Origin of the sequence: Thiohalobacter thiocyanaticus (assembly GCF_002356355.1) — a bacterium.
Classification (GTDB): domain Bacteria; phylum Pseudomonadota; class Gammaproteobacteria; order Thiohalobacterales; family Thiohalobacteraceae; genus Thiohalobacter; species Thiohalobacter thiocyanaticus_A.
On record NZ_AP018052.1, the window covers coordinates 1,686,743 to 1,700,701 of the forward strand.

Genomic DNA, 13,959 nt, shown 5'->3' on the forward strand with positions numbered 1-13,959 from the left:
CCGCACGGCGCTGCAGGAAACGACTGAAGGAACGGGCATGAGTCAGACCCTGACGCAGGAACGCGATGCCGGCAGCAGCCTCCCCCTGCTGGATCGGCAACAGGCACGGCACGACTATGGCGCGGTACGGGCCATGACCGAAACCCTGTGCCGGCCGCTGCAGCCGGAAGACTGTCTGCTGCAGAGCATTACCGAGACCAGCCCGCCCAAGTGGCACCTGGCGCACGTGAGCTGGTTCTTCGAGACCTTCCTGCTGCAGGAATACCTGCCCGCCTACCGGCCCTTCAATCCGCGCTTCCGCTACCTGTTCAATTCCTATTACGAGCAACTCGACGGCTACCACCCGCGGGCGCGGCGCGGGCTGTTGTCGCGCCCGGACCTGGACACGGTGTATCGCTACCGGGCCTGGGTCGATGAACACATGCAGGCCCTGATCGATCAGGCGGAGGCAGAACACTGGCCGGATATCGCGCTGCGGCTGGCCATCGGGCTCAACCACGAGCAGCAGCACCAGGAACTGATTCTGACCGATCTCAAGCACAACTTCTGGGTCAATCCGCTGCTGCCGGCCTATCGCGAGGAGCTGCCGCGGTCCGAAGGCCGCGCCGCGCCGCTGGACTGGCATGAATATCCGGGCGGCGTGCAGGAGATCGGCTGCGGCGGCGACGGCTACGCCTTCGACAACGAACGGCCCCGGCATCGGGTCTACATCGCGCCCTGGCGCCTGGCCAGCCGGCCGGTGATCAACGCCGAATACCTCGCCTTCATGGATGCCGGCGGCTATCGCCGGCCCGAACTGTGGCTGTCCGACGGTTGGGCGACGGTGCAGCGTCTGGGCTGGCGGGCGCCGCTGTACTGGCTGCAGCAGGATGGCGACTGGTGGCAGTACACGCTCGGCGGCCTCAGACCGCTCAATCCCGATGAGACGGTCTGTCACGTGAGCTACTACGAGGCCGATGCCTTTGCCCGCTGGGCCGGAAAGCGCCTGCCCGGCGAGCAGGAATGGGAGGTCGCCGCGGCGCAGCGGCCCGTGGCCGGCAACCTGCGCGAGGCCGGCCGGCTGCATCCGGGCATCGCCACGGCGCCGGGTCTGCAGCAACTCTACGGCGATGTGTGGGAATGGACCTCCAGTCCCTACACGGCCTATCCCGGCTACCGGGCCCCGGCCGGCGCACTGGGTGAATACAACGGCAAGTTCATGTGCAATCAGCAGGTGCTGCGCGGCGGCTCCTGCGTCACACCGGCAGACCATGTCCGGCCCAGTTATCGCAATTTCTTCTATCCCCATGACCGCTGGCAGTTCATGGGGCTGAGACTGGCGGAGGATGCGGAATGAATCCGCCGCACGAATCTGCCGTGCAATTCCATGATATGCACCCGCCGGCAGAGGATCTGCGTGCGGAGGTGCTGCATGGCCTGGCACAGCGCCCGCGGCGTATTCCGCCCAAGTTCTTCTATGACCAGCGCGGCTCGGAGTTGTTCGAGGCCATCACCGATACCCCGGAGTATTATCCCACCCGCACCGAACTTGGTTTGCTGGAGGCGCACGGCGAGGCGATGGCGGAACTGCTCGGCCGCGGCGGTGTGCTGTTGGAACTGGGCTCGGGCAGCAGCCGCAAGATCCGGCTGCTGCTCGACGCCCTGCGGCCGGCACTCTACATGCCGCTGGACATCTCACGAGAGTTCCTGCTGCTGTCCGCCGGTGAACTGGCCCGTGACTATCCCGCTATCCGGGTGCACGCCGCCTGCGTGGATTATTCACAGGGCCTGGCGCTGCCCGCACTGCCGGAAGGGCTGCCGCGCGCGGCTTTCTTCCCCGGCTCCAGCATCGGCAACTTCGAGCCGGACCAGGCCCGGCAGCTGCTCGCGCATGTCACCCGCGCCCTGGGTCCGGGCGGCCGGCTGCTGATCGGCGTGGACCTGCAGAAGGACCCGGCCATCCTCAACGCCGCCTATAACGATGCTACCGGTGTGACCGCTGCCTTCAACCGCAACCTGCTGGTGCGTATCAACCGCGAGCTGGGCGCGGATTTCGACCTGGCGCACTTTCACCACCGGGCCTTCTACGCCCCCGGGCACGGTCGGGTCGAGATGCACCTGATCAGCGACTGCCTGCAGCAGGTGCGGCTGGACGGTCAACGTTTCCGGTTCGAGGCCGGCGAGGGCATCCATACCGAATGCTCCTACAAGTACAGCGTGGAGGGTTTTCAGACCCTGGCGGCCCGGGCCGGTTTCGCGCCGCTGGCGGTCTGGACCGATCGCGATCAGTTGTTCAGCGTACACTGCCTGGAGGTGGCCGCCTGAGCGGCGCCGATCCCGATCGGGTAGAATGAGGCGGATGGACCCGCAGCCCCACACCCGCGACGATCCGGCCGAGGCGGCCCGCCGCGTCCTGCGTGACACCTTCGGTTACACCGATTTCCGTCCTCACCAGCAGCGCATCATCGAGCAGCTCACCGTCGGCGAGGACGCCTTCGTACTCATGCCCACCGGTGGCGGCAAGTCCCTGTGCTACCAGATCCCAGCCCTGCTGCGATCCGGCACGGCGCTGGTGGTCTCGCCCCTGATCTCACTGATGCAGGATCAGGTCGCCGCCCTGCAGGCCAACGGCGTGGCCGCGGCCGGCTACAACTCGAACCTGGACAGTGACAGCGCCCGCCAGGTGCTGGCACGTCTGCACGCCGGTGAGCTGGACCTGCTCTATGTCAGCCCGGAACGGCTGCTGAGCGAGGGCTTCCTGGAACGCCTGCAGGAGATCCCGCTGGCCCTGATCGCCATCGACGAAGCCCATTGTGTGTCCCAGTGGGGGCATGATTTCCGGCCTGAATATGCCCGCCTGGGCGGGCTGGCCGAGCATTTTCCGGACGTGCCGCGCGCGCATCGCGCTGACCGCCACCGCTGATGTCCAGACCCGCGCCGATATCCTGCGGGTGCTCAGACTGACAGGCGCACGCGAGCACGTCACCGGTTTCGACCGGCCCAACATCCGCTACACCGTGCTGGAGAAGCACAAGCCCTTCGAGCAGCTGCTGGCCTTTCTGGAGACGCGTCCGGAGCAGGCCGGCATCGTCTATGCCCTGAGCCGCAAGCGGGTCGACGAGGTGGCGCAGCGGCTGGCCGAGCGCGGTCTGCGCGCCGCCGCCTACCACGCCGGCCTTCCGGGCGAGCAGCGCCGCCGGGTGCAGGAGGACTTCCTGCGCGACCGGCTCGACCTGGTGGTTGCCACGGTAGCCTTCGGCATGGGCATCGACAAGCCCAATGTGCGCTTCGTCGTCCATTACGACCTGCCGCGCAACATCGAGGGCTATTATCAGGAGACCGGGCGGGCAGGGCGCGACGGCCTGCCGGCCGAGGCGCTGCTGCTGCACGGCCAGCAGGATATCGTCACCGCCCGTCGGCTGGTGGACAATACCGAGGATCCCGACCAGCGCCGCATCGAGCTGCACAAGCTCAATGCCATGGTGGACTTCGCCGAAAGCGGCGTGTGCCGCCGGCGTATCCTGCTGCACTACTTCGACCAGAGCCTGGAGCAGGACTGCGGCAACTGCGATGTCTGCCTGGATCCGCCCGAGCGCTTCGATGCCACGGTGCCGGCGCAGATGGCCCTGTCGTGCGTGTACCGGGTCGGCCAGCGCTTCGGTATCAAGCATGTGGTCGATGTATTGCGCGGACTGGACAACGAACGCATCCGCCGACTCGGTCATGACCGTCTCTCCACCTACGGCATCGGCAGCGAGACCAGCGAACAGGACTGGGTGTCCATCGTGCGCCAGCTGATCCACCTGGGCTACCTGACCCAGGACGTCGCCAACTACTCGGTATTGAAACTCACCGAACGTGCCCGGCCGCTGCTGCGCGGTGAGCGGAACCTGGAACTGGCCCGGCCGCGGGTGCGCGAACGCAGCCGCAAGCGTCCGCGTGCCGCCGCCGCGGAAGGTCCCTATGACGAGGCCCTGTTCGAGGAACTGCGCGCCCTGCGCAAACGCCTGGCCGAGGCCCAGGGCGTGCCGCCCTACATCATCTTCGGCGACGCCAGCCTGATCCAGATGGCGCGTGCCAAACCCCGTGACGCCGAGGCGCTGCTGGCCATCAGCGGCGTCGGCCAGACCAAGTTCGAGCGTTACGGCAGCGACTTTCTGCAGACGATCAGCGCCTGGTGTGAGGCGCAGACGTCATAAGAAAATATGATCACCGGTCATTCAATCATTCATGCGCCGGGCATTGTCAGCCGGCTGTTCTGAACTAGGCTTGGGGTAACGGGCGTATCTGTCTGTCCGCACACTTACTGGAGGTGGACGATGAGACGACTCTATTTTCTCCTGCCTGACCTGGAAGTGACTCACAAGGCGGTCGAGGAGTTGCTGCTGCAGCGAATCGACGATCGTCATATACATGTCATGGCCCGGGACGACAGCGAACTGGGTGACCTGCCCCGCGCCTCGCTGGCCCAGCGCAGCGACTTCATTCCCGGCATTGAACGCGGCATCACCTTCGGCGGAGCGACCGGCATCGTCGCCGGACTGGTGGCCCTGCTGATGCCGGAGGTGGTGATCACCGGCGGGGCGATCCTCGCCATGGGCCTGGTCGGTGCCGGCATGGGCGCCTGGGCGGGCGGCATGATCGGCCTGGATGTGCCCAACAGCCAGATGCGGCGCTTCGAACAGCCGCTGGCGCAGGGACAGATCCTGCTGATGGTGGATGTCCCCAAGGGCCGTGTGCACGAGATCGAGGCATCGGTGCGCAAGCATCATCCCGAGGCCGGCTACGGCGGTACCGAGCCCACCATTCCCGCCTTTCCCTGATTCTCCGACGCAGCACATAAAAAAGGCCCCGCCATGGCGGGGCCCCGTCGGGTGCGGCCGAGCCGGGATCAGCGTTCCAGGGTGCGCGGATCCTTCGGTGCCACCAGTCCGCTGCGGGTGGCATACCAGGCCGCGACGGCCTCGATGTCGGCCTCGGACAGGCCGGCGGCCATGGGCGCCATGATGGCGTTTTTGCGCTCGCCGCTCTGGTACTGGGCCAGGGAGTAGGCCAGGTAGTCGGCATGCTGACCGGCCAGGCGCGGGTACATGGGATTGTCGCTGTTGCCGTCCACGCCGTGGCAGGCCTGGCAGGTCTTTTCCGCGATCTCCCGGCCGCGCTCCAGATCGCCGCCGGCCTGCGCGGCGCCTGCCACGGTCAGCAGGCAGGCGGATGCAATATAAGACAGGGCTTTCATCGGTTCACTCCTCGGTGCAATCGGTATCAGTTCCCAAGCTGGGAGAAATAGGCGGCGATATCCTGCATGTCCTGCTCGCTCAGCGACGCGGCCTGGGCGTGCATGGTGCCATGCGGGCGCTGGCCGTCCTGATAGGCCTTCAGCGCGTCGACGATGTACTGCGCGTGCTGGCCACCGAGTTTCGGCACGTGGAAGGTGGGGTAGGCGTTGTTGTAGCTGGGAACGCCGTGGCAGCCCATGCAGGTGAAGGCCTTGTCCTTGCCGGCGACCGGATCGCCCGCGGCGGCCGCACCCAGCGGCAGGCAGCCGGCGGCAGCCAGCATCAGCAGCCCTGATAGATGCTTTGTCTTCATAGTCCTCGCTCTCGTGGTTACGGGTTGGTGGTTTGTGTTTATTTTGTGAGGCTCGGACCGGGCGCGTCGGAAAGGCGTCTTGTTCTGGTTTCGGTTCCGGCCGGTGTTCGCCCGATTATAAACAAAATCGTCTCAATATCACGCTTTTGCACGGCGATGATAACAGGTGCTTGTAGCCCCATAATCCAGGTTTTGGGTCGCGTTATGCGCCCGCCGCGCTGAGCACCCCCTGCACGACGAACCAGATCGTGAGAATGAACGCCAGGGTGGCCACCAGTCCCACTGCGATGTAGACCAGTGGGCGGCCGCGGGTGAAATCCTCCTGGTGCCGGCCGCTGCCCTGCACGCCGAAGAAACTCGCCAGTACGCTGAACACCACGCGGCGCAGGGGCGGGGGATCTGAATCATGATCATCTGTTCGGGACATCAAGGCTCCTGATTGCAGTCGCATCACAAAGCTGTGTGGTCAATCGCTGCATGCGTCTGCTCAGTCTATCGACTTTGGGGAGTTCATGTAAGTCCGCCGAAGGCGGACTACAGCGACATGATGGAATATTAGATTATGCTTATTGATTTCTGTGGCGCATGCAGGCGCAGTGTCTGATGGTCGCACTGTGCCCGCGCTCGCAGTGGGCGGCCGGTAATGCCAGCCATGCATTCAAGATTCCCGGAGATGGCCGAAAATCAGGTATGGTAGAAGCCAACGTTTTTCTGAATCGGGTTTGAGGAGAGTCGGGAGTGCATATCCACATGCGTTTCTTACTGGCGTTGTTGTCCGCTTGCTGGCTGGCGACTGCCGCAGCTGAGGTCGCTCCAGTCGGTGCCGATTATGAAGCAGCGCTATCGGCCTATAATAACGATGATGTACAGACCGCTGTCATCCTGCTCAAGAATATTCTCCAGAAACACCCTGACAACCTTTCCGCCCATGTGCTGCTTGGCAAGGCCTATCTGAAAACCGGTGATGCCGCCGGCGCGGAGAAGGAACTCCGCATCGCGGATCGTCTGGGTGCGGACCCGTCTCTGACCACGGTTGCGTGGGCGCGCGCGCTGAAGCAACAGCGTGAATATCAGGAGGCATTGGGGCTTGCAGATCCGGAGCGGTTCCCCGCTGTAGTGCAGGCGCAACTGCTGGTCGTACATGGCCATATCCATCTTGAAACACGTCAGCCCGAGGCGGCCCGCGATGTTTTCGCCGATGCTGTAAGACTGCAGCCCGAAGCTATAGAGCCTGTGCTCGGCCAGGCCCTTGCCGAACTGCAACTGGGTCAGGTCGAGCAGGCGCGGGGCTACGTTGCGCGTGCTCTCGAACTCGACGACGGCGCCGCGGACGTTTGGCAGGTACGCGCCTCGATCGAGTATGCCGCCGGTGCGCTGGAACAGGCATTGAAGTATTACGGCCGTGCCTTGGAGTATGTGCCCGGCCATCTGGCGGCGCGGATGGGACGGGCCGGTGTCTATATCGATCTCGAGCGTTACGCGTCGGCCGTGAAGGATCTCGAAACCCTGCGCGAGCAGCATCCATACGATCCTCGCGCGAACTATATGCTGGCCGTTGCCCATGGCAGACTCGGCAACGCGAGCGAGGCCCAGCAGGCCCTGGCCGATGCGGGGCAGGTGCTCAACCAGATGCCGCGTGAGCAACTTGTCAGCGACGGGGCCAGTCTGCTCCTGTCCGGCCTGGTTAACTTCAGCCGCGGTGCCTGGGAAGAGGCCTATCGTGATCTGAGCGAGACGGTCAAGCTCTATCCCGATCAGACCAGCGCGCGCAAATTGCTGGCGCGTATCCACGTTCAGCGCGAGGAGTACACACAAGCCATCGATGTGCTGGAGCCTCTGATAATGAGCGGTGCTGCGGATTACCAGAGCCTGACCATGCTGGGAACAGCGTTGGTGAAGACGGGTCGCTACGACAAGGCTGAGCGATACCTGGAGCAGGCGATGGCTCATGACAACGAAGGCGCAGAGGCAAGAATGCAGCACGCGCTTGTCAGTCTTGCCACCGGGCGCGACGAGCAGGCGATGGCGAACCTGCAGGAACTGCTGGACAACGGTGGCCTGGCGAGCAGTGCTGGTATGACATTGGTCGTCCTGCATCTGCGGCGCAATGACCCCCAGGCTGCGATCCGGTTGGCGCAGCAGCTGTTGCAGCAGGATCCTGACGACAAGCGTTTGCGGAACCTGCTGGGCGCCGCTCAACTTGCAGCCGGCCGTTTCACGGACGCGCGTGCGACTTTCAACGCCATACTCGAACATGACCCGAAGTACATGCCTGCCCGGATCAATCTGGGCAAGCTCGCGGTGCGAAAGGAGAACTATCAACAGGCGCGGTCGATTTTCGAGGATATTCTCCGGACAGACCCCGAGCATACGCTGACACTGATCGAAATGGCGCGGCTGGAGCGCGCCATGGGTCAATCCGAAGCGGCAATCGCCTGGCTGCGCAAGGCTGTGGCGCACGACAGACGCTCGATCGACGGGGCACTGGAACTGGTCGGACTCTACCTTTCACTGGGTCGTGCCGACGCGGCAACCGAAGTGGCAACGGCGATTTCCGACGAGATGGAGGACAGCCTGCCGGTGCTGCAGGCGCTGGTGCGTAGCCACCTGGCCCAGGGGAGCGCAGACCTGGCCAGAGTGAATCTCGACCGCATGTCAAAGCTCGCGGGTTTTGACAGCGGTTGGATGTTCCGTATTGCACAACTGCAATTGCAGGCGAAGGATGAGGCCGCGGCCATGTTTTCCCTGCGCAAGGCCCTGGCGGAGCGTCCTGAGTTCCTCCGCGCCGGGGTTATGCTGACGGAACTTTATCTTCAGGGCGGGAAATACATACTGGCGATGGAACAGGCCCAGGCGCTGCAGCAGGCCAACCCGGATTCCAGCGAGGGCTACCGCCTGGCAGGCGATATTCACCATGCCCGTGGTGAGGTTGAAGCTGCACTGGCATCCTATCGTGCCGGGTTGGTGCGGGAAGAGGACCCGCGCCTTGTCGTTGCGCAGTACCGGGTGCTGCTGGCGCAGGACCGGTTGCAAGCCGGGGTGGCGCTGCTGGAAGATTGGCTGCAACGGCGGCCGCAGGCCTCCCTGGTGCGCTTTGCGCTGGCTGACGGACTATTGCGGCTCGGTGACCATGCCCGGGCTGCTGCGGCCTATGAAACCCTGGTCGCGGACGGCTTCAATCCGCCGCTGGTGCTCAATAATCTCGCCAACACCTATCTCGAACTCGGCGATGATCGGGCCCTGGCTACGGCAAGACGCGCCCATGCTCTCGATCCGGATTCCGCCATGCTCAATGACACACTGGGTTGGATCCTGGTGAACCGGGGGCAGTCCGGTGAGGCATTGCCCTACCTGCGCCATGCGCACGCCCGTGCCGCCGGGAATCCCGAAATCCGTTACCACATTGCCGTGGCGCTGCAGCAGCAGGGTAGAAATCGGGAAGCCCGGCGCGAGTTCCAGGCGGCCCTCGCCGGCGCGGCAACCTTTCCCGGTCGCGACGATGCCCGGATGCGGCTGCAGGCGCTTGATCATGCTGCTGACTCCTGAGTGTCAGTAATTTTAACAATACTCCCGGTGCTTCCTGGGGGGTATTCTTCAACCAGTTGAAATTCAAGCTGAAGTAGATGTGGCTGGATTATTGCTTAAAAATATTCAAAGCATAAGAATGGAGCCCTTATGTCATTTTTCCGGACAGGAATGCCGACACAATCAATCAGCAGCAGGTGACCAACATGGCATTTCGCAAATCCTTGATCGTGACATCTGTACTGGGTTCAGTGTTGTCGCTGATGAGCGCACAGGCTGTGGCGGGGGTGTGGCAGTTCGCCAACCACAGCGGCAGTATCAACTGCGTCAGCGGTTGTGGCAGTACCGCCTATGGCAACAGCATGATGTTTCAGGGCTCGGACGGCTCTCAGGTCGAAGTCAGCGCCTGGGCGAATACGGCCGGCGGCGGCAACACCGACCTGGCGGGTGCCAGTCTGCGCGACTACAGTCACGGCCTGGGCGTGTACAACGCCGATGGTGACGGTCAGCACGGTGTGGACAACTCCGGACGTTTCGACTCGGTCCTGTTCAGTTTCCAGGGCCAGGAAGTGACCCTGAGCCAGATCGACGTCACCGGCTGGGGCGGCAGAAGCTATCGCGACATCGATATTTCGGTACTTGCCTATACCGGTGCCGGGGCTCCGGGGCTGGCCGGTTATGAATACGGCGAATTGGCCAGCAGCGGCTGGACCCTGGTCCAGAATTCCACCGGCCCGTCGGTGGCATACGATGGCCAGCACTATGTCCACAACCTTGCCGCCACGACCGTGAAGTCCAGCTACTGGTTGATCGGCGCACTCAACCCGGCGTTCTGGAGCGGCAGCAGCAATTACATCGGCAACGACTACTTCAAGATCTACTCGCTGGCCGGCACCACGCCCCCGAGCACCGTGTCGGAACCGGCAACCCTGGCGCTGTTGATGGCGGGGCTGCCGTTGATGCTGCGTGCTCGTCGCCGTCGAGTGATGTGACTGCGCACCGGCAGCGGTCGTGAAAGAGGGCCTCCGGCCCTCTTTTTTTGTTGTCAGGAAACCTGAATCTCCTCCCTCAAACGGTTTATACTCCCGGCAGATTGCCTGCTGCAGAAATCCCTGATTGTGATATCAAACATCCCAGATGCTGTTCGTGCCGTCCAGCCCAACCTGTTTCTGATCGGGGCGATGAAATCCGGTACCACCAGCCTGCATGCGCTGCTCGCCATGCATCCCCAGGTGTTCATGTGCGAGCCGAAGGAGCCGTGCTATTTCCTGGACCCGGACCAGCTCAGGCGCTACTGGCCGGAGATGTGGGAGCGCCGCTACTGGGAGAGCGAGGCGGCCTACCTGAAGCTGTTTGCCGCGGCCGGCGATGTCCCCGTCATCGGCGAATCCAGTACCGACTACAGCAAGCTGCCGCGGTTTGCCGGCGTGGTGGAGAGGATCCGGGCCTTTAATCCGCAGGCGCGCTTCATCTACATCATGCGCGATCCGGTCGAGCGCACCCTGAGCCATTACTGGCACATGGTCACGCACCGGGCCGAGCGCCGGGACATGCTCACGGCGCTGCGCGAGGAGCCGCACTACCTCGAGGTCAGCCATTACGCCCGCCAGCTGCGGCCCTATCTCGACGCCTTCACGGGAGAGCGCATTCTCACCCTGACCTTCGAGGCGCTGCAGTCGGATCCGCTCACTACGGTGCAGCAGGTATTCGCCTGGCTGGGCGTGGACCCCGATTTCGTGCCGCCGGATCCGGCCAAGCGCGAAAACGTCACTGCCGAACGCGTCCAGCAGGTCAGCGGCAGGGGGTTGCTGCACCGGCTGCGCCACTCCCGGTTGTGGGACCGGGTCGGCCCCTGGGTCCCGGCGGGCGTGCGCAGGCTCGGTGTCAGGCTGTCCCAGAAGGAGGTCGATCGCGCCGACGTCGACCGCCGGGCGGCCGTGGACTACCTGCGTCCGATCCAGCGTGAACAGACCGAGGAACTCCGCCGACTGCTCGGCTGCGACTTCCCCGAGTGGAAGACCCTTTACGGCTGAGCCGAGCGCATGCCCATGCCCATGCCCGACCATTCCCCCCGGTTCTCGGTCATCATCCCCGCCTACAACAGCGAGGCGACCATTGCTGCCGCCATCGATTCCGTGTTGGCGCAGAGCTGGCCGGCACACGAGTTGATCATCGTCGACGACGGCTCCAGCGACGCTACCGCCGACCGCATCCTGGCCTATGGCGAACGGGTCCGCTACATCCATCAGTCCAACGCCGGCGTATCCGCCGCCCGCAATCATGGCATCCGCGCCGCGAGCGGCGACTGGCTCGCCTTTCTGGATGCCGACGATCTGTACCTGCCCGACCGCCTGAGGTGGCATGCCGAATGGATACAACGCAATCCGGGGCTGGATTTCTACGTCGGCAACTTCGAACACCGCGATGAGACCGGCAGGCCGCTCGGCACCGGCATGGCAGGCACCGCGGTCGGTCAGCGGCTGCTGGAGCAGGCCGGCGGCCGGCGTGAAGTCATCATGGAAGGCGAGGATATCCTGCAGTTCATCGAGCACCAGTTCTCCGACGTCCGCTGCCTGAGCGTACCCAAGCCGCTGATGGAGGCGGTCGGCGGTTTCCCTGCGGGCATTGCGGTGGGCGAGGACGTCTATTGCATCGTCCAGCTGTGTGCCCGCGCCCGGGCCGTCGGCGTGATCACCGCGCCGATGGCGGTATACACCGTACATGACACCGGGGCGATCCGTTCCGACAGCCTGCGGGCGCAGGCCGAATCCGTGGTCACCTTCACCCGGCTGCGGTCAGATCTGCGGGATGCGGATCCCGGTGTGGGCCGGGCGCTCAGGGCCCTGGTGCGGCGGGTACGGCGCGACTGGGCCACGGCGCTGCTGCGCCAGGGGCGGCGCGCGGAGGCGATCAGGGCGATCCTGCCGGAGTTGATCGAATCCCCCGGTCCGACGGCACTGCGTGACCTGCTGTCGGTGCTGCGCGGCGTCAAAGGCCGGGCGTAGGAGGGGTGAAGCGCAGCGCAACCCATCGCAATCGGCATGATGGGTTACGCTGCGCTTCACCCCTCCTGCTTCACGCAGGCCTCGTAGATCATGGCCGTGTACAGCCGCGCAGCGCGGCGCACTTCCTCCAGCGCCACATGCTCGCCGCGGGTGTGGGCGACCTCCAGCCGGCCCGGACCGCAGATCACCGGCACCGCGCCGCTCTGGTGGAACAGGCTGCCGTCGGAATGCGAGCGGAAGGCCACCGGCTCCCAGGCCAGTCCGCAGGCGCCATAGGCTGCGCTCAACGGCGTCAGCAGGGGATGGTCGGCAGGATTGGCGTAGCCGGGGCCCCAGAAGATGTTCTCGTACTCCAGCCGGCAGGTCGGGTGCGTCTCGCGGGCGCGCAGCATCGCCATCTCGATCAGACCGTCGACCTCGGTCCGGTCCACTCCCGGCGGGGCATGGATGTCGATGGCGGCCTCGCAGTCCTCGGCTACCACGAACTGATCGGCGCCGCCGCGGATTTCGCGCGGATTGATGGTGAGCTGGCGCGCGAACTCGGCCTCGCTGCCGACCTGGAGCAGCTGCTGCATCCATTCCAGCATGGCGTGGATGGCGCTGGCGCCGACCTCGGGCAGTGCGGCATGGGCGCGGGTGCCGCGCGCACTCAGCCGGCACTCGTAGTAGCTGTAGTGATTGATGCAGGGCGTGAGTCCGGTGGGTTCGCCGATGACCACCAGCGGCGCGGTATGGGCCTGCAGCAGGGCCTCGGCGCCGTCGCCGTATTCCTCCTCGCCCACCACCAGGGCGATGCACAGCCCGTGTTTGAATTCCGCGCCGGCCTCGTGCAGCGCGGTCACCGCCTCGACGATGGCGGCGCAGCCGGACTTCATGTCGGCCGTGCCGAGGCCGTGCAGGACGTCATCCTCGCGGCGCAGGGCCTGCTCCTCCTCGTCGATCATGGGTACGGTGTCGACATGCCCGACCCACATGAAGGCCGGCGGGGTCGGGCCGAGCTGGACGATCAGATTGGCGCGGGCATCGCCCATGGTGCCGCCTGGGGTTTCCACCGGCTGACGCAGGTAGCTGATGCCGGCCTGCGCCAGCTGCGAGGCAAACACCTCCATGGCCGGCTCCTCGGCGAAGGAGGGGCTGTACTGGGCCACGGCCTCGGTCAGCAGTTCGACCAGGCGGTCATCGTTGATCTGTTCCAGTATGTCTTTCAGTGACTGCGTCATGATCCAGGGTCTCGCTGTCCGGTGGCGGCTTCAGTCCAGGCCTTCATCGCGCAGGCGCTGATAATCGGGGTGACTGGTCAGGTTCTTGCTCAGGTAGACGTGCTTGTCCTCGTTGCCGAAGCCGTGACGGTGGAAGAAGGCGATGGCGGCCGCGTTGGCCGCGTCGGTGTCCACGATCATCATGCGGGCGCCGGTCCGGATGAAGGTCTCGGTCAGGGCGTCGACCAGCTGCGAGGCGATGCCGCTGCGCTTGAGGTCGGGCTCCACCGCCAGCCACATCAGGTAGCCGTAGGTCCAGGCGCTCTTGCGCTTGTTGATCAGGGTGCCGAGCGCGAAGCCGACCACCCGGTCGTCACGCTCGGCAACCAGGCAGTACTCGCCATCAGAGGAGAACAGCCCGACCGCCTCGTACTCGTCCCAGGTCCGGTACAGGCTGGGCCATTTGTCGGCGGTGAACACACGCTCGCCCAGGGCGTAGACGGTGGAGAGATCCTCGAGTTCCATTTCCCGGATATGGAGGGCGGCGGCGGGATCGGTGGACATGGTCATGATGCCTTTGTTGCGGTTCGAAGTGACAGTCGCAGCCTACCTGAGGGCCGCAGTTCTGTCAGCATGGATGTTCCGGCTGGCCAGGTGGA

General features: G+C 64.7%; 12 protein-coding genes and 1 pseudogene. 8 read left to right on the forward strand and 5 right to left on the reverse strand.

Going from position 1 to position 13,959, the window contains the following annotated elements:
- Positions 1-37 precede the first annotated feature (37 nt).
- The 4 genes and pseudogenes from egtB to CFK21_RS07855 all read left to right on the forward strand — a co-directional run bounded on the left by egtB (position 38) and on the right by CFK21_RS07855 (position 4,802).
- Positions 38-1,336 carry an ergothioneine biosynthesis protein EgtB gene (gene egtB, locus CFK21_RS07840; protein ID WP_096366134.1) on the forward strand — a complete coding sequence of 433 codons (1,299 nt, stop codon included), beginning with the start codon at positions 38-40 and terminating at the stop codon, positions 1,334-1,336.
- Positions 1,333-2,304 carry an L-histidine N(alpha)-methyltransferase gene (gene egtD, locus CFK21_RS07845; RefSeq protein WP_096366135.1) on the forward strand — a complete coding sequence of 324 codons (972 nt, stop codon included), beginning with the start codon at positions 1,333-1,335 and terminating at the stop codon, positions 2,302-2,304. Before egtB ends, egtD begins: the two co-directional genes overlap by 4 nt.
- Positions 2,305-2,338: 34 nt before the next feature.
- Positions 2,339-4,178, forward strand: a pseudogene (gene recQ / locus CFK21_RS07850) (DNA helicase RecQ).
- Between the two features lie 120 nt (positions 4,179-4,298).
- A complete protein-coding gene (locus CFK21_RS07855) occupies positions 4,299-4,802 on the forward strand; it encodes a DUF1269 domain-containing protein (protein ID WP_096366136.1) in 504 nt (167 codons plus the stop codon).
- A gap of 68 nt (positions 4,803-4,870) precedes the next feature.
- On the opposite strand, the gene CFK21_RS07860 is transcribed toward CFK21_RS07855, so the two are convergent.
- The 3 genes from CFK21_RS07860 to CFK21_RS07870 form a co-directional block, all read right to left on the reverse strand.
- Complete coding sequence (locus CFK21_RS07860; RefSeq protein ID WP_096366137.1) at positions 4,871-5,218, reverse strand: c-type cytochrome; 348 nt, start codon at positions 5,216-5,218, stop codon at positions 4,871-4,873.
- Between the two features lie 26 nt (positions 5,219-5,244).
- The gene (locus CFK21_RS07865) at positions 5,245-5,571 is read right to left on the reverse strand and encodes a c-type cytochrome (RefSeq protein WP_096366138.1); all 327 of its coding nucleotides are present in this window, start codon (positions 5,569-5,571) and stop codon (positions 5,245-5,247) included.
- Between the two features lie 202 nt (positions 5,572-5,773).
- Positions 5,774-5,998, reverse strand: a complete 225-nt coding sequence (locus CFK21_RS07870) for a DUF2970 domain-containing protein (RefSeq protein WP_096366139.1) — start codon at positions 5,996-5,998, stop codon at positions 5,774-5,776.
- A gap of 323 nt (positions 5,999-6,321) precedes the next feature.
- Between CFK21_RS07870 and prsT the strand changes: the two genes are divergently transcribed.
- The 4 genes from prsT (at position 6,322) to CFK21_RS07890 (ending at position 12,101) form a co-directional block, all read left to right on the forward strand.
- Positions 6,322-9,117: an XrtA/PEP-CTERM system TPR-repeat protein PrsT gene (gene prsT / locus CFK21_RS07875; RefSeq protein ID WP_096366140.1), complete on the forward strand. Its 2,796-nt coding sequence runs from the start codon at positions 6,322-6,324 to the stop codon at positions 9,115-9,117.
- A gap of 242 nt (positions 9,118-9,359) precedes the next feature.
- Positions 9,360-10,088, forward strand: a complete 729-nt coding sequence (gene xdp1 / locus CFK21_RS07880) for an exosortase-dependent surface protein XDP1 (protein WP_157745516.1) — start codon at positions 9,360-9,362, stop codon at positions 10,086-10,088.
- 189 nt (positions 10,089-10,277) lie between these two features.
- On the forward strand, positions 10,278-11,129 hold the full coding sequence (locus CFK21_RS07885) for a sulfotransferase family protein (protein ID WP_096366142.1): 852 nt from the start codon (positions 10,278-10,280) through the stop codon (positions 11,127-11,129).
- 21 nt (positions 11,130-11,150) lie between these two features.
- Positions 11,151-12,101, forward strand: coding sequence for a glycosyltransferase family 2 protein (locus CFK21_RS07890; RefSeq protein WP_096367547.1), 951 nt, complete (start codon positions 11,151-11,153; stop codon positions 12,099-12,101).
- A gap of 56 nt (positions 12,102-12,157) precedes the next feature.
- Here CFK21_RS07890 and CFK21_RS07895 read toward each other — a convergent pair whose 3' ends face one another.
- The gene (locus tag CFK21_RS07895; RefSeq protein ID WP_096366143.1) at positions 12,158-13,321 is read right to left on the reverse strand and encodes a M20 family metallopeptidase; all 1,164 of its coding nucleotides are present in this window, start codon (positions 13,319-13,321) and stop codon (positions 12,158-12,160) included.
- 30 nt (positions 13,322-13,351) lie between these two features.
- On the reverse strand, positions 13,352-13,864 hold the full coding sequence (locus tag CFK21_RS07900; protein WP_157745519.1) for a GNAT family N-acetyltransferase: 513 nt from the start codon (positions 13,862-13,864) through the stop codon (positions 13,352-13,354).
- Positions 13,865-13,959: the final 95 nt, after the last annotated feature.